Source organism: Anaerotruncus sp. G3(2012), from assembly GCF_000403395.2.
In the GTDB taxonomy this organism is placed as follows: Bacteria; Bacillota; Clostridia; order Oscillospirales; family Ruminococcaceae; genus Anaerotruncus.
In genome coordinates this window covers 142,502-157,146 of the sequence record NZ_KE159678.1, presented here as the reverse complement: position 1 = coordinate 157,146, position 14,645 = coordinate 142,502, and the positions used below count along the sequence as shown (strand labels likewise).

Here is a 14,645-nt window from a genome sequence, read left to right as displayed (position 1 = left end):
AGCTGACAAGCAGCTATTATACCGGAGTGATGGCCAGAAGGAAGGACGTACAATGATTGGCATTCTCTTTGATTTTAATGGAACCATGTTTTTTGACGAGAGCTTTCAGGAGGAATCCTGGAAATCGTTCCTCATGAAAAAAACAGGGCGCGCTGTCACAGACAAAGAGCTTCAGAAATATATCCATGGCAGAAATTCCGACTTTTCCCTGCCCTATTTTTTAGGGCGTCCAATGTCAAGGGGGGAGATCGAACTGTTAGAGGAAGAGAAAGAATCCATCTACAGAAAACTCTGTTTGGAGAGCGAATCGTTTCAACTCGCGGATGGACTGCCCGCATTTTTAGACGAACTGGTCGCTCGAAAGGTTCCGATTACGATTGCAACCGCTTCGGGATGGAACAACGTCAAATTCTTTTTCGAGCATCTCGATCTGGACAGATGGTTTGATATCGACAAGGTCGTTTACAACGATGGGGCACTGCCCGGAAAGCCTGAACCCGACCTGTATCTGAAAGCGGCAAAACGCCTGGGCGTGGATATCCATAGCTGTATCGTGTTTGAAGATTCTGTGTCCGGTGTCGAGTCCGCCAAACGTGCCAGCGCCCTGAAAACAATCGGGGTGGCATCCATGCGGAAGAACCACCTGTCAAATGAGATTGTTTCTGACATCATCCACGATTATTCCAACCTGGCACTATTATTGAAAATGATAGGTATAGAATCTGACGAAAAGGAGCTGCAACATGAGATTTGAACGTTTAACCACAACAAAGGACCCCAGATACACAGAAGCAATGGAACTATACCGCATCAGTTTTCCATTCCATGAACAGAGGGAGCCGGACTCCCAGTCACAGATTATGAGCCACAAGGACTACCAGTTCCTTCTGATTTATGACGAAAGCCAGTTTGTCGGCCTGATTTTATGCTGGGAAACCGAGCAGTTTATCTATGTCGAACATTTCTGCATCCTGCCCGCCATGCGAAATCGAAAATACGGACAAAAAGCCTTGGAACTCCTGAACCAGAGGGGAAAAACTGTTATTTTGGAAATTGACCCGCCGGTTGATGAAGTTTCCATCCGTCGGAAATCGTTCTATGAACGGGTGAGTTTTCAGGCAAACAGCTATACGCATTGCCATCCTGCCTATCACGCAGGCTATGAGGGGCACCACCTGGTCGTGATGTCCTGCCCGGAACCCCTGTCCGAAGCGGGTTATGATGCGTTTGACCGGTTTCTGAAAACCGTTGTAATGCACGTCTCCCCATAATTACAAAAAACAGGAGGTCTATCATGAAAAAATGGTATGATGAAGAGTATGCATTTACGATTGAAGTCATCGGGTTTCTCCGCGGCGACCATACCGAGCGGTACTGCCGAAACGGCGAAGAGGTCGGGGATCGGTATACCTGCACCTATGGTTGCCCTGTCAACGCAGATGGGCAGGGAATCTGCTCCAAGACCATGATGATGCTGTTTCCAATCATGGAAGCGATCAGAAGTGGTGGTGATCTGGAAAACATCGGCGGCAGCAGCAGATACTGCAAGGATATTGTCTGCCCGGATGGCTGTGTTCTGTTCCGGCTGACAGCAGAAAACCTTGGAAACGAAAATTTCTTCAAAGGAAAATTTTTTGATTGACCGAATGTTCGTCAACAGCCGGTCACTTGTGCGGCACAACATGGATAAGCTGTGAGTATCGGTTGCGTCAAAACCTTTCCACTGTCCATGAATGCTTCTACGCCCGCTCTTTTTCTAAAGAGCGGGCGTTTTCAACCGATATGCACCAAATGAACAAGAAAACGCGCTGTACTGCAAGATCAAAAAACGCAGGCAGCGCTTTGACAGCATAACCGGAAGGCTGCTGGCGGGTATCCATACAGATTTTTATGCAGGAAAAGCAGAAACCCTCAAAAGATTTCCGGGTCCAATCCGATAAAACTTTCCAGATAAACTTCCGAAAAAGAGCGGATTTGTTCCTGTTCTGCCGCGGCACTCTCATCATAAATTGCCGCGACCCGGAATCCGGCCTGCGCAGCAGTCTGCACCGCATGGGCAGCATCCTCAAAAACGACGGTATCCATCTTTGAACTGCCCAGCCTCTCAATCGCCCGCTCAAAGATAAGCGGCTGCTGTTTGCCTGAACCGGCCTCATCGCAGGTCATCAAAAAATCGAACAGTCCAAGCACGCCTGTACGGGCCAGCGCGGCTTCGGCTACACTCCGGTCCGAGGCGGTCGCAACACAGAGCCGCACCCCCATTCCATGCAGTTTCTGTAGGAACTCCTTCACACCCGGCTTGAGCGGAAGTACATGGAGGTACTGTTCGTTGACAAACTGCAAAATCTCCCGGATAATCTGTTCCGGCGGGTCCTCCACTCCAAGCTCGGAACGCAGATAATCCGCAGTTTCCCGCATCCCCAGCGCGCGGACACGCTCAACAAAACCGTCCGGCGGGACTTTTCCCTTGGTCCGAAGGTAATCCTCCCCCACCGTATTCCAGACGTGCATGGAATCCAGCAGGGTGCCGTCCATATCAAAAATAGCCGCACGCAGCATGGCAGCCGCCTCCTTTGGTCAGATTTTATAACGGGTCCATCGCCCGCTTCGGAACCGCAGCCAGGTCAAGGTAAACCGGGTCGCCTGATCGGCAGTCAGTCCGAGCCATGCACCGGTCAGGCCCAGGCCCAACGGATAACAGAACAGCCATCCAAAAATCGGGCGCAGAAAGGTGACGCTGATAAGCGAGACAATCGCGGCATAGACCGTATCCCCCGCACCGCGCAGGCAGCCCGCAAAGACCACTGCCGAGATTTGCAGGAAGGTGATGATTGACAAAAACAGGGTGATCGTGCGGCTGTATTGCAGGATCTGGGGGTCACGCGAAAAGAGCATGAAAATCTGCCGGCCGAGCGAAAGGAAGATGACCGCCAGCCCGGCCGAGAAGAGGGTCGCAAACCGCTGGCAGATGCCACCGTAAAGGCGCGCCATATCCGGGCGCTGCTCCCCTAGGCTTCGTCCGACCATTGCAATGGCTGCGACCGAAAGCCCGTCCCCAAACGAAAACGAGAGCGTCAACAGATTGACGCCGATCTGATGGGTGGCAAACGCGATGGTCCCGAGTTTCGCGACAAGGATCGAATAGGTCAGGAACCCAATCCTCATAAAAATCTGTTCCGCAAGGGTGCTTGAACCGATCTTGAAGATCGCTGAGAGCGTCTTGCGCTCAAACCGCGCATGTTGAACCCCATGCAGAAAGATAAAATGGTCAGGATGCAGCAGCGAGCGGATGCTCATTCCACAGGCACAGGCCGAGCCAATCACTGTCGCGATTGCCGCCCCCGTCACACCAAGACGCGGGAAGCCCAGTTTTCCGCCGATCAGCAGATAATTGAACACCACGTTTACCGAGTTGGAAACCAGGTTGGTGCGCATAGCAATTTTGGTATTGCCCGAGCCGCGCTGTGCGGCGTTGATCACCATGGAAATGGTGTTGCAGATCAGCCCGCCCATAATGATCCGGAAATAAGCGACCGCATCCGCGTGGGTTTCGGGATGTGACCCGGCAAACCGGATGATCTGGTTTGCAAAGAGGATGCTGATGGTGCTGACCACCGCTGTGAGCAGCAGGGTAAGCAGGAGCGCCTGCATCAGCACCCGGTTGGCATCCGCCCGGTCCCCTTCCCCGCGGCGGCGGGCAACGATTGCCGAGATCGCCACATTGAGAGAGATGAACACTGCCAGCCCGATAAATTTAGGCTGGGTGGTAAGCCCAACCGAAGCAATCGCCTGCGAGCCGATTGTACCGACCATGATCGTATCAACCATGGCCACCAGCGCAATCAAAAAGGATTCAAGGATCGAAGGCCATGCGATGTGAATTGTCGAGATCAGAAGGCTGCGGTAGTCCGGGATATCCCCGAGAATCTGGGTATTGCGCAGGAGCCTGTCCACCCGGAAGAGCTGCATCGCGCACCACCCCCCTTTCTATGTCTCCTTACAGTTTACACCTGTTCCAGAGGAAAATCAACCCGCCCTGTTTTCCCGGGAAAATGTACAGGGCATTTCAAGGGGAAACACTTGAAAAGAATCCGGATGATTCTTTTCAAGCCCGCGTAAAAAACTCTACAGAAAGCTGCTGCTATAGCCTCTCTTCGGGTGTTGTCGTTGTCCTGTGCGTCTTGTACCAGACGGCTATCATCAAGGAAACGCCCCCTCCTTTTCAAACCGCCCACGCAGCACCGAGATCGCCTTTTTTTCAATGCGTGAAACGTACGAACGGGAGATATCCAGTTTTTTTGCAACCTCCCGCTGGGTGAGCGGACGGTTCCCCCCCAGCCCATATCGCATCACAATGATCTGGCGTTCGCGCTCGTCCAGCGCTGTACCGATAAACTGGTAAAGCTGCTCCGATTTGATATGCAGGTCAATGCAGTCAACAATATTGTCCTCTTCCGACATGACATCCATCAGCGTAAGGCTGTTGCCATCCTTATCTGTGTCGATCGGGTCACTGATATAGACATCCTGCGCAGACTTCTTCTTGTTGCGGAAGTGCATCAGGACTTCATTTTCAATACATCTGGAGGCATAGGTGGCAAATCTTACGGATTTTTCCGGCTTAAAAGTCGAAACTGCCTTGATCAAACCGATGGTGCCGATTGAGATCAGATCATCCTGATCCTTGAAGGTACTGTAATATTTTTTGATGATGTGCGCGACCAGCCGCAGGTTATGTTCGATCAGTCGGGCTTTTGCAGCCTCATCCCCGAGGGCGATCTGTTCGAGGCATTCCCGTTCCTCCTTGGCGGTGAGCGGACGGGGAAAGGAACCGGTCCCGGTGACGTGCAAAGCAAAATAAAGAAGATCGCAAAGATACGCGAACAGAGAAAACATAGGGAGCCTCCTTCATTCTTTTATATGAGCAGTACTATCATATATACACAAAAAGGCTCGCTTTGTGCAAGTCCTGGGCAAATACCAGCGAAAAAAACGCAAACGGAAACAATTATCGTAAAAAAACAAGTGGGACAACATATATTCCATAAATCGGAAATTACACAGGGCCACTTGACGGATGGACCATTTTCCGATACAATAAAATTTGTATGAAAGCGAATTGGACAGCGGCGGGATGCCGGAAACGGCATCGTGAGGAAAGTCCGGGCTCCACAGGGCGGGATACCTGCTAACGGCAGGCCGAGGCGACTCGAGGGAAAGTGCAACAGAGAGATACCGCCATCCTCGGATGGTAAGGGTGGAAAGGCGGGGTAAGAGCCCACCGGGATGCGGGCGACCGCATTGCCATGTAAACCCTATCCGGAGCAACACCAGCTGGAACAATGCGGCTGCCCGCCGGGTTCCGAAAGGTGGCTTGAGCTGTATGGCAACGTACGGCCTAGAAAGATCGTTGTCCGCGACAGAACCCGGCTTATAGATTCCCTTTCTGCCAACTGCGCGTTCCGGTTTTCCGGGACGCGCTTTCTGCACCTCCTTTTACGCCGTTATGGTTCTTTTTCCCTATCTCCCCGCATAGGCTTGGAAGGGAGGTGGCAGAGATGGAAACTCTGTTTTTTCTCGGCGCGGCAGGTGCGGCACTCGCTGTACTCTGCGCATTGGCCGCGCTGGCGCGTTCAGGCAGATTTCTGCGTTCACTGGCTTTTTCTGCGGTCACCGGCAATCTCGCCCTTTTGGCCGTCTGCTGGAGCGGCGCATTTACCGGTGTTCTATTCTCCCCCAACCTGTTCACAGTCGGGGTGGCGTCCCTGCTTGGTATCCCTGGTGTGATTGCCATGCTGATCTTCAAATTGATTTTTCGGGCCTGATCTGGTATGATATAGTCATCCGGCACATTTGATATGCTGGATGGCTATGCAATCTGAAACAGGCCTGCCATTGGCAGTCTTGCAAAAAATCATTCTGATTCTTGATGCCAGGATAGAATCCAAAGAGTCAGACAGGAGGACAAAAGCATGGAAGTCAAACGGCTCAATGGGGCAACCGACGACCTGTCCGATGCATTTTATGTACGGGAACAGGTCTTTACGATCGAGCAGGGGTTCACCCTCCCGGATGCTGACGGGTACGACCCGCAGGCAGTTCATCTGGTGATTTACGACGCGGAAAAGCCGGTCGCAACCGGCCGCATCTTCAAGGATGATGGATTCTTCCATCCCGGGCGGATCGCCGTACTGAAAGACTACCGCAAAAAACAGCTCGGACGGTTGCTGATGGAGGAGCTTGAAAAGATCGCGCGTGAACAGGACGCAGCCTGTCTTCGGCTTGGCGCCCAGCTCTATGCTGTCCCATTTTATGAGCGGTGCGGATATCGGGGCACTGGCGAACGGTTCATGGATGAATTTTGCGAACATGAAATGATGGAAAAAATCCTGTGACGATCCCCGTTTCCAGAAACAAAAAAGCCTGCTGAAAAGCAGGCTTTTTGACTATCTGACATTACATCTTCGAACTGATGAAGTAGACCGCCAATGTCACGACCACAAACGCAATCCCCGCGTATTTGGTGACCCGGACCATCGTGGCCTGAAGGGTACGGCTTTTGTTTTTGCCCAGATAAGAGGACTCATTCGCACCGGAAAGGGCGTTCATACCGCCTCCCTTGCCCTCCTGGAACAGGACCGCAACCACGATGATAACGGCGCAGAGCATGATGATGATGCCGCCGACAATTTCAATAACGCTCATTTTTCAACCTCCGATAAACCGCATTACAAATTTAACTCGTGATATTGTACCACAATTTCCCCGGATATGCAAGGGCTGAACCCGTATTTTCGACCGGCCGGATGAAAATTTTGCGCAGTATCGGGAAAAACTGCGATTCAAGCCGGATTCATTTTATGGGAATGAGAAGTACTGAGCAAAACGAATTTCGCATATTTATAAGTTTTCAGCCAGCGTTCCAGCTCCGGTTCCCGCTCATTGGTACAGACTTCTACGACTTGATCCATTTCTCTGTACCTTGCGTCAAGGGAGTAAATTTTTCCCTGCTTCTCATACTTCTGGATGATCTCCTGAGACTTCACATCCTCAAAAATCGCATCAATTTCCGCCCGGGTGTACTTCACCTCTTGATAAATATACGGTATCTCCGGGTCGGTGTACGGCTCCAAAAGTTCGCGCGCAACCGCTTCATCGGTCACATAAAGGATGATCGCATCCACTGTGCCCCCCTGCACATTTCTCCACGTCGAATCGTTGAAAATATCAGGGGGAAGCACCTGCTGCGCTGTGTCCCCAAGCGCAGCAAGCCGCTTGGCCAGCCGGTTCCACTCCGCCTGTTTTTCATCTATCGGTCGCTTCTCGAGCTCTTCCTGAGTGGGCGGTGGAGGACCTGGAGGTCCTCCGGGCGGTATCTTACCCGGCTCGGAAGAAAGCGGCTCCGCTTTTTCGGGAACCTCCGCCGCGCTGGAAACCACCGGCTCGCTTGAGGATGGCGGCATACTGGCGGGTTCTGCCGCATTGGAGGTGGCCTGCGCACTGGGAACCGCGCTGGAAGGTTCGGCCGCACTGGAAACCTCCGGCTCACTCTTGGATTCCGTTTGGCTGGAGGATTCGCCTGCGTTGAGCGGCTCCGGCTCACTGGAGGATTCCGGCTCGCTAGAGGATTCCACCTCATCGGACGGCTCCGGCTCGCTGGAAGATTCCGGCACACTGGAAGATTCCACCACGCTTGAGGACGCCGCCCCGCTGGATGCAGCAACAGGTTCAGTCTGACCGGTACATCCGGTCAGACTGAAGAGTGCCGCACATAAAATGATAAATCTATTTTTCATCTTTGCGCACCTCTCTATGATCTAGTTGCAATTCTATAAGATCGCTTTGAAAAAGTTAAATACTCCCGAACTCATTTTCGCGCCACTATTTACTTCTGCACTTGTGTCCTCCAAGTGTGTACTAGAGGAATTGGCATTGTAGTTGATATCTTGAGAACCGCCTACGGCAGAGGCCGACAAGCCCATAGTCAGCAACAGCATGACAACCAGAAATATGCTTACACTCTTTTTTAACATATAATTCCATTTTCCTTCGCTGTTTCTTTGCCGTGATACCCCCTGCGCGCAGATCTGTTTATCACAATTTCATCATATCACATATGGATAACATTGTCAATCTTATTATTTAAAAAAAATATATTTAATATTCAAAAAATAATTATAGAATAATCCGCATAAATCGATGCATTGGGACCATACTAACAACGGTTTTTACTCCGAAAAGCGTTTGCACGGGGATGATGCAGGCATCCACCCGGTGGCTCTGGGCCGGGGACAGACTGTTCAGCGCGTTCCACAGACGGCAGAACCGCTCCTTGAGCTCCAGAACCTCGTCCGGGGTGGGCTCGTGCAGGCAGGCGGAATATTCGATGCCGTCCTCGCAGTCCAGAGAATACTGCGAGAGCTGCCGCTGGTAGGCCGCCTCGTAGCGGGCGATGCTCTTCCTGGCTACCTCCAGGGTATCCCCGCACATCTCCATAACCTTTTTCTCCCGGTAGTTCCTGGGGGCGTGGATAAAAATACGCACCACTCCCGGATAGTTCTGCAGCACATAGTCCGCCGAACGGCCAATGAGCACACAGGCTCCTGCCTCCGCAATGTGGCGGATGGCCCGTTCCTGCGCCACGATGGCACGCAGTATGGGGTCGGTGGTCAGATACAGCTCCCGCATGACAGCGTTTTCATCCGAGTTGGTATTGGAGATAAATTCCTGCGCCAGACCGCTCTCCTGGGCGGCGATGGCCACCAGCTCTTTGTAATAACAGGGAATGCCCAACCGCTGGGCAACAAGCTGGCCGATCCGTTTCCCGGCAGATCCATGCTCCCGCGCTATGGTGATGATTACGCCTTTCCGGGAAGGCCGGATCACCGCCGCAGGCTTAGAGGCTTTCGCTGTCTGCCCTAATCCCTTCCACACCCGAACCCATGACCCAAACGGTGACCAGAATGGCTAGGTTGTGTCCCTAAAGTCAAGAAATAGAAATCCAAACAAAAACAGCGAAAAAATGAACAAGGGAAAGGAAAGATTTAGCAGTTTTCTCATAACGAGTAGCAAAGCGCCGAAACTGCTTCATGCGGTTGAAAAAGCGCTCTACTAAATTTCTGCGCTTGTACATTCCCTTGTCATATTCACGAGGATTACGAGCATTGGAGCGGGGAGGTATCACAGCGCTTCCTCCAGAATCTTCTATCAACTGCACAAAATCACTGCTGTCATATCCCTTATCTGCCAAAACAAAGCACTTTGCTAATGTAAGACCATCTACAAGCCGTGGAGCCAAAGTAATATCATTCAAATTGCCTCTTGACAATAATAGCTTGACAGGTCGCCCTTTTTCATCTACCTCTGCGTGTACTTTTGTTGTCAATCCTCCCCTGGATCGACCAATAGCCCGATCGTTATCTGCCCCTTTTTTGCACCAGCACTGTGCTGATGCGCTTTTACACTGGTCGAATCCACCATGATTTGCCACGGTGAATCTGAATCGGGATTCAGATTCTTGAGGATATTTTCCCACACTCCAGCGTTCCGCCAACGCAGGAAATTGTTGTAAACAAGTTTTCCATGGACCATAATATTCTGGAAGGTCCCTCCATGGGGCTCCCGTTTTGAAAATCCATAGCATCGCATCTACCTGTTCCCGAGCATCTTTTCTCGGTCGGCCCATTTTTCCCTGTTTTGGTAATAGTGGCTCTATTCTTGCCCTTTCTTCATTTGTTACACTATGCCGTCTTTTCATATCCTCTATTTTATCATATTTTCTACTTTAGGGACACGACCTAACAAGTTAGTCGCAGGCCACTTATGTACACAACACGACCTTTACTATATGGTTTTGTCTTTGCCCGATTCGGTAACAGGAAAGAAAAAGCCGGTTTGGTTTCCCACCGGTCTTAAAGTGAAGGGGAACAAGACGCAGGCCAACAAAATGCTGCAGAAGGCCAGAAGGGAGGCAACGAAGGGGATCCTTCCGCCCCGTCCAAAAGCAGGTAAAAGCGACCAGGATTACCTGCCGGTCGTTGCTGCTGGGGATTTGCGGAGCAGTATGCTGTTTTCCCAGTATATTTTATACTGGCTTCAGGCAAACCGCACGACCTGGGAAGAAACGACCTACGCTGCCTACTATGGAGTAATTGTACACGTCATAGCGCCTTACTTTGAGGAACGGCTGGTTCCCCTGGATAAGCTAATAACGATGAACACCTAGAATTTTACAGCAGCTTAAAGCAGAAGGGGGACAGCGGGAACACGATCCTGCACTACCACGCAAACATCCGAAAAAGCCTGGCCGATGCAGTAAAAAAGTACAAGCTGATCCCTTACAATCCGGCGGCAGATGTCACTCGCCCAAAAATCGACAACTTTGTGTCCAACTATTACGATGCACAGCAGTTGGCTATCATGCTGGAGGCTTTCAAAGGTAGCTCGATTGAACTTCCTGTCACGCTTGCCGCTTTCTACGGCTTTCGCCGCAGTGAAGTGCTGGGGCTGAAGTGGAGCGCGATTGATTTCAAAAACAACACCATTACAGTCAGCCACACCGTTTCCAGAGCAAAAATTGATAGAAAAACACAGCTGATCCTGAAGAATCGAACAAAGAACAAATCCAGTTTCCGCTCCCTTCCACTCATCCCCCAGGTCAAACGGATGCTGATGCGGGTGCGAGACAAACAGAAGCGAAATCAGAAGACTTGCAAAAAGCAGTACAACACTGACTTTTTTGGAATACATCTGTGTGGATGATCTGGGGAATCTTCCCTTTCCGGATAGAGTAAGCCGCGGATTCAGTGAGAAAATCAAAAGGCTGGATCTGCCCTATATCCGGTTCCATGATCTCAGGCATAGTTGTGCAAGCCCGCTGCTAGCCAATGGCATCAGTCTCAAGGAGATCCAGCTTTGGTTGGGGCATAGCAATTTTGCAACCACAGCGAATATCTATGCCCACCTGGATATGAGCAGCAAGCAGGCTTCCGCTGCTACGATTGCGGGCTGCTTAGCTCTGGAGCCTTCCACATCGCAGGAATAAAAGGAAAAAGGAGCCTCAGCTCCTTCCCCCTAAACAACGGATCTGAGTGCTCCAATGCCCAAAAATGGTGCCGCCGACGGGACTTGAACCCGTAAGGGATTTCTCCCGGCAGATTTTAAGTGCTGCCCCCCAAAATAACGATAGTACCAGGTGTGGAAGCTGAATACCATCTGGGAGCACCCTAAATCCGCACGGTTACACCGTTTCCCGGCACTGAATACGATGAACCCGCATTGTTACTGGATTTTCAGAAAAACCCCATTTTTCTGAAAATCTTTCTCGAACACCATAAAGTATAGCAGACCGAAGCCTAGTTCGCAAGTACAATGGCCGCCATGAAATTGATAACATTTTTTGAGCGCTTCCTGGAGGGGCGCTCTTTTTTGTTTGGAGGGATACTATGGCATACACCTTGGAAATCAAGCAAATCGTGGACTACCCACGGGTGCGGATCCACCGGGAGCTGATTCAAAAGCTGCTGGCGGATGAGTCCCTATCTAGGCGGGGAGATTGCCGCCTGTTCTCTTTTATGGTCCTCTGCTCCTATGCCAATTTCCGATCTTCGAGGCTCCGAATCGATGGCGTTTCCCACCTCATCGGCCCTGGGGAATGGATATGCAGCCTGCGGGAGATGGCCGGCTGGTTTGGATGCAGCCGACTGTACCAGGCAACCGCAATTTTAGAGGAACTCGTTCAAGGGGGCTTTCTTACCTTTTGGATGCTCCCAGGAACCAAACTGGTCCGTTACCGTATTTTGAACTGGGGAGCCTTCAATACCGTGCTTGAATACGAATGCCGCTGTCAAAAGGACTGCGGCTTTTTCTTTTTCCCCATCAGCTTTGGAAAAAGGCTGATGGAGGGTACGCGCTGTTCCGAACGGGACATCATCATGGACCTTTGGCTGAATACCATCTACAAGGATGGGCGCATAAAAGGAGCTGAGATCGGCCCTGTTGTGTATTTTCGAGATGGTTCCGGCGATCCCCTCACCAGCTGCAGCAGCCTGGCCTTGCGCTGGGGCGTCTCCAAAACAACGGCCAGCCGCATTTTGGCAAGGCTGGACCGGCTGGGGTATCTCAATGTCCTGACCTTTTCCGGCCGGCACGGTACAGTCATTTATCTGGAAAACTACCTTTCGGTGATGTTCCAGATTTCTGACCTGCCTATCCATAAGGAGGATGTGGCCCTCCAGCTTCAGCTGAAGACAGGCAGGCCGGAAGAGGAAAGCTGCGTTCCATCCGAGAAAATCAGCGTTTCAAAACGCATCATGCTGGAGCTGTTGCCGAAACTGCTGCAATCCCTTGCGGCATGGGGCTTTTTCTGCTGTTCCTGCAAGAAAAAATCCGTTAAATTATATCCTTTATCCCCCGCTTGCAACCGGTGGAAGTTAGAGGTTTCCTGTAAAAGCAGGACGGCTTCAGTGGAAAATTCATCTCGTTACTGTTTCGAGATCCGGGTGACAGAAGGCTCCGGGTAATTGCCCTCCGGCACGAAAACAAACGACAACGAACTTGAAGGAGGACATGAAATGTCTGTAAAAGATAAAAAGGCAAATGGGCAGCCCCAGGAAGTGGAAAAGATGCTGGACCGCATGGTATCAGGCCGTCCGGCCAGAATTGAGGAGCAGCCGGATCTGAACAAAAACTGGTGCTTTCACAACACCGAGAAACTGCTTCAGCGATACAGAAGCACACTTATGTGCATCGCTGTCGCCTTGGACGATTTGGATGAGGAGTGCCTGGGGACTCTCGGCGTCCACTTCTCTGCCATGGGAGAGTTTGCCCAGCAGATGGACATTGACCTCTCAAACACCTACATTGAGAGCCGGCTTCGCACCATGCAGCGCAACAAGCTCATGCTGCAATACATTGACAAGGCTATCAAGAGTATGAGGGCCTACGCGAAAAACGGCGAGGAGTTCTATTGGATCTTGTATTTCAAATATCTCAGCTCCAACGAGGACATCTGCCAGACAGATGGGGAGGTGGTGGAAAAGCTGCGGGAAAAGGGCCTGCCGGTATCCAGCAGCACCTTCTACCGCCGCTGTAATCTGGCCATAGACACTTTAAGCGGGATCCTCTGGGGGTTTACGGCGAGGGATACCTGGTCGCTGGTGGAGATGTTGGAGAAGAAGGGATATTAAGGCCGTATAAAAATGCACAAGCAAGGAAATAGCAATAACGTCTATTTCCTTGCTTAACCTAATTCATTGTCTGTGATTTATAGATTTTTCATCATTGTAGGACACATTCCATCGTGTAATTTTACTTGCTTCTCTTTTTTTAATGAATCTCTTGTGCTTTCTGTAAATGCTATTTTTAAGATGTTACATTATAATTGGCATTAAAATGAATAATAATATTGCGAACATTACAACAAAGAACGATGGGCTTTAAAATGATTTACCACCATCAATCAGTTTCGGCTTTTGTGCTTTTGAAAACTTTTAATACTTATCAAAAGCTTCGTAGCAATTATATGTATTTAGAAATAAGCGCGCCAATAAATAAACCAGCAAAAAATATGATGACATTAAACCACCAGCGCTCTTTTAGCATTTCATAAATCCCTTGCATAGAAACTCCATAGATTTCTTTCCATTTAGCATTAGTCTGTAACTTTCCTTCGGCGGCAGCAACAACAATACTATAAAATAAATCAACTTTTCGCAAGGTGGAATTACGAAGTCGAATATACTGTTTATGTTCAAAAGCTTCAGCTTCTTCTTTACCTGTCAGAAAGCCTAACTTTGTCATGTGATTTTTATCAACAAGTTTTTCCATACGCGGATTTCCAATATATCCTCGACCAAAACAATTAACCAAATTCCTGGCTAAATCAATTTTCTTGTCATCGGGTATTATTGTCGGTTGTCCTCCTAAAACCTTGTATCTATTTTCAATTGCATAGAACCCATAATTACTGTCACGCATATTCCAATGTATCCACTTGTACCCTTCATGCTTTTGGACAAAATCAAAGTATTGCGATAACATTTCTAATTCAAGCAAATCATAATTTTCCTCTATTTTATCAATAGCAACATTCTTTTGCTCCGCTACTTCATGTATGGAAAATGTTTTTGTTTGACTGCTTTCAAAATACCGAATTGCAATAGTGGTAATTCTTGGTGTCCTACCATCCTCTTTATCAATAAAGCTTTCACAAGAATAGTGTATGATTAAATATTTTTCTGGATTTGAAGTAATGTCACGAAAAATCCTGACAGCTTTTTTGTGTCTATTGTATTGTGTCATTTTTCTACTTCCTTTTTTCATCTAAAAAATTATTTTATCACTACATGGAAACCTTGCCACTTAATCTTATCAATATTTACACTGTGCTAAAATGCTAGCAACTATTTTTCCTCCTGTATTATTGATTATAGCTTATCTAACTTAGGTTGTGTCGTCAATAGAAATGTGCTATAATAGTCCTCAAAGTAGCAGGAGGGCAGAAAAATGGCGAGGGAACAGCATCGACATGATATAAGCGACAGAGCGTGGGAGAAAATCAAACCAAACACAATAGGCGAAAAAGGGACGCGCGGAGGCAATGCCCGAGATACGCGGCAGTTTATCAACGGTGTATTCTGGATTTT

The 14,645-nt window shown here is 49.6% G+C and carries 18 protein-coding genes and 1 other RNA gene; 11 read left to right on the top strand and 8 right to left on the bottom strand.

The features are described 5' to 3' along the window. Positions 1–52 precede the first annotated feature (52 nt). From C814_RS19885 to C814_RS19875, 3 genes are read left to right on the top strand one after another with little or no spacing between them, the layout of a single operon-like run. The gene (locus C814_RS19885) at positions 53–754 is read left to right on the top strand and encodes an HAD family hydrolase (RefSeq protein ID WP_016317258.1); all 702 of its coding nucleotides are present in this window, start codon (positions 53–55) and stop codon (positions 752–754) included. After that, positions 744–1,271 carry a GNAT family N-acetyltransferase gene (locus C814_RS19880; RefSeq protein ID WP_016317257.1) on the top strand — a complete coding sequence of 176 codons (528 nt, stop codon included), beginning with the start codon at positions 744–746 and terminating at the stop codon, positions 1,269–1,271. The genes C814_RS19885 and C814_RS19880 overlap by 11 nt, the downstream gene beginning before the upstream one ends. A gap of 23 nt (positions 1,272–1,294) precedes the next feature. Next, a complete protein-coding gene (locus C814_RS19875; RefSeq protein WP_016317256.1) occupies positions 1,295–1,642 on the top strand; it encodes a TIGR04076 family protein in 348 nt (115 codons plus the stop codon). Between the two features lie 269 nt (positions 1,643–1,911). Here C814_RS19875 and C814_RS19870 read toward each other — a convergent pair whose 3' ends face one another. The 3 genes from C814_RS19870 to sigK all read right to left on the bottom strand — a co-directional run bounded on the left by C814_RS19870 (position 1,912) and on the right by sigK (position 4,896). Beyond that, entirely contained in the window at positions 1,912–2,559 is a 648-nt protein-coding gene (locus C814_RS19870; RefSeq protein WP_016317255.1) for an HAD family hydrolase, read from the bottom strand. Between the two features lie 18 nt (positions 2,560–2,577). Then, positions 2,578–3,969, bottom strand: coding sequence for an MATE family efflux transporter (locus C814_RS19865; protein ID WP_016317254.1), 1,392 nt, complete (start codon positions 3,967–3,969; stop codon positions 2,578–2,580). A gap of 231 nt (positions 3,970–4,200) precedes the next feature. Continuing rightward, the gene (gene sigK / locus C814_RS19860) at positions 4,201–4,896 is read right to left on the bottom strand and encodes an RNA polymerase sporulation sigma factor SigK (RefSeq protein WP_016317253.1); all 696 of its coding nucleotides are present in this window, start codon (positions 4,894–4,896) and stop codon (positions 4,201–4,203) included. A gap of 215 nt (positions 4,897–5,111) precedes the next feature. Between sigK and rnpB the strand changes: the two genes are divergently transcribed. From rnpB to C814_RS19850, 3 genes are all read left to right on the top strand, one after another. Further along, positions 5,112–5,450, top strand: an RNA gene (gene rnpB, locus C814_RS22660) — RNase P RNA component class A. A 108-nt stretch (positions 5,451–5,558) separates the two neighbouring features. After that, entirely contained in the window at positions 5,559–5,825 is a 267-nt protein-coding gene (locus C814_RS19855) for a pro-sigmaK processing inhibitor BofA family protein (protein ID WP_016317252.1), read from the top strand. Positions 5,826–5,972: 147 nt separating this feature from the next. Continuing rightward, positions 5,973–6,395 (top strand): GNAT family N-acetyltransferase, encoded by a 423-nt coding sequence (locus C814_RS19850; protein ID WP_016317251.1) that lies wholly within the window; start codon positions 5,973–5,975, stop codon positions 6,393–6,395. A 61-nt stretch (positions 6,396–6,456) separates the two neighbouring features. Here the strand turns inward: C814_RS19850 and secG are convergent, their stop codons facing one another. The 4 genes from secG to C814_RS23225 all read right to left on the bottom strand — a co-directional run bounded on the left by secG (position 6,457) and on the right by C814_RS23225 (position 9,757). Next, positions 6,457–6,705, bottom strand: a complete 249-nt coding sequence (gene secG, locus C814_RS19845; protein ID WP_016317250.1) for a preprotein translocase subunit SecG — start codon at positions 6,703–6,705, stop codon at positions 6,457–6,459. A 137-nt stretch (positions 6,706–6,842) separates the two neighbouring features. Beyond that, the gene (locus C814_RS19840) at positions 6,843–7,796 is read right to left on the bottom strand and encodes a hypothetical protein (protein WP_016317249.1); all 954 of its coding nucleotides are present in this window, start codon (positions 7,794–7,796) and stop codon (positions 6,843–6,845) included. A gap of 379 nt (positions 7,797–8,175) precedes the next feature. After that, a complete protein-coding gene (locus C814_RS22645) occupies positions 8,176–8,886 on the bottom strand; it encodes a cytidylate kinase-like family protein (protein WP_051142486.1) in 711 nt (236 codons plus the stop codon). 100 nt (positions 8,887–8,986) lie between these two features. Beyond that, positions 8,987–9,757 (bottom strand): IS5 family transposase, encoded by a 771-nt coding sequence (locus C814_RS23225; protein WP_081645063.1) that lies wholly within the window; start codon positions 9,755–9,757, stop codon positions 8,987–8,989. Between the two features lie 189 nt (positions 9,758–9,946). On the opposite strand from C814_RS23225, the gene C814_RS24315 reads away from it, so the two are divergent. The 5 genes from C814_RS24315 (at position 9,947) to C814_RS22620 (ending at position 13,187) form a co-directional block, all read left to right on the top strand. Then, entirely contained in the window at positions 9,947–10,225 is a 279-nt protein-coding gene (locus C814_RS24315) for a tyrosine-type recombinase/integrase (protein WP_196809952.1), read from the top strand. 185 nt (positions 10,226–10,410) lie between these two features. After that, positions 10,411–10,761: a site-specific integrase gene (locus tag C814_RS22630; RefSeq protein ID WP_196809951.1), complete on the top strand. Its 351-nt coding sequence runs from the start codon at positions 10,411–10,413 to the stop codon at positions 10,759–10,761. Then, positions 10,754–11,044: a tyrosine-type recombinase/integrase gene (locus C814_RS25015; RefSeq protein ID WP_016317243.1), complete on the top strand. Its 291-nt coding sequence runs from the start codon at positions 10,754–10,756 to the stop codon at positions 11,042–11,044. Before C814_RS22630 ends, C814_RS25015 begins: the two co-directional genes overlap by 8 nt. 400 nt (positions 11,045–11,444) lie before the next feature. After that, entirely contained in the window at positions 11,445–12,521 is a 1,077-nt protein-coding gene (locus C814_RS19820) for a MarR family transcriptional regulator (protein WP_016317242.1), read from the top strand. A gap of 51 nt (positions 12,522–12,572) precedes the next feature. Next, complete coding sequence (locus tag C814_RS22620) at positions 12,573–13,187, top strand: hypothetical protein (RefSeq protein ID WP_016317241.1); 615 nt, start codon at positions 12,573–12,575, stop codon at positions 13,185–13,187. Positions 13,188–13,518: 331 nt separating this feature from the next. Here C814_RS22620 and C814_RS19815 read toward each other — a convergent pair whose 3' ends face one another. Continuing rightward, positions 13,519–14,301: a hypothetical protein gene (locus tag C814_RS19815; RefSeq protein WP_016317240.1), complete on the bottom strand. Its 783-nt coding sequence runs from the start codon at positions 14,299–14,301 to the stop codon at positions 13,519–13,521. Positions 14,302–14,645 lie beyond the last annotated feature (344 nt).

Excerpts from the sequence above, each read along its gene's own strand:
- C814_RS19885 (WP_016317258.1), top strand. The coding sequence starts at position 53 with ATGATTGGCATTCTCTTTGATTTTAATGGAACCATGTTTTTTGACGAG.
- C814_RS19880 (WP_016317257.1), top strand. The coding sequence starts at position 744 with ATGAGATTTGAACGTTTAACCACAACAAAGGACCCCAGATACACAGAA.
- C814_RS19875 (WP_016317256.1), top strand. The coding sequence starts at position 1,295 with ATGAAAAAATGGTATGATGAAGAGTATGCATTTACGATTGAAGTCATC.
- C814_RS19870 (WP_016317255.1), bottom strand. The coding sequence starts at position 2,559 with ATGCTGCGTGCGGCTATTTTTGATATGGACGGCACCCTGCTGGATTCC.
- C814_RS19865 (WP_016317254.1), bottom strand. The coding sequence starts at position 3,969 with ATGCAGCTCTTCCGGGTGGACAGGCTCCTGCGCAATACCCAGATTCTC.
- sigK (WP_016317253.1), bottom strand. The coding sequence starts at position 4,896 with ATGTTTTCTCTGTTCGCGTATCTTTGCGATCTTCTTTATTTTGCTTTG.
- C814_RS19855 (WP_016317252.1), top strand. The coding sequence starts at position 5,559 with ATGGAAACTCTGTTTTTTCTCGGCGCGGCAGGTGCGGCACTCGCTGTA.
- C814_RS19850 (WP_016317251.1), top strand. The coding sequence starts at position 5,973 with ATGGAAGTCAAACGGCTCAATGGGGCAACCGACGACCTGTCCGATGCA.
- secG (WP_016317250.1), bottom strand. The coding sequence starts at position 6,705 with ATGAGCGTTATTGAAATTGTCGGCGGCATCATCATCATGCTCTGCGCC.
- C814_RS19840 (WP_016317249.1), bottom strand. The coding sequence starts at position 7,796 with ATGAAAAATAGATTTATCATTTTATGTGCGGCACTCTTCAGTCTGACC.
- C814_RS23225 (WP_081645063.1), bottom strand. The coding sequence starts at position 9,757 with ATGAAAAGACGGCATAGTGTAACAAATGAAGAAAGGGCAAGAATAGAG.
- C814_RS24315 (WP_196809952.1), top strand. The coding sequence starts at position 9,947 with ATGCTGCAGAAGGCCAGAAGGGAGGCAACGAAGGGGATCCTTCCGCCC.
- C814_RS19820 (WP_016317242.1), top strand. The coding sequence starts at position 11,445 with ATGGCATACACCTTGGAAATCAAGCAAATCGTGGACTACCCACGGGTG.
- C814_RS22620 (WP_016317241.1), top strand. The coding sequence starts at position 12,573 with ATGTCTGTAAAAGATAAAAAGGCAAATGGGCAGCCCCAGGAAGTGGAA.
- C814_RS19815 (WP_016317240.1), bottom strand. The coding sequence starts at position 14,301 with ATGACACAATACAATAGACACAAAAAAGCTGTCAGGATTTTTCGTGAC.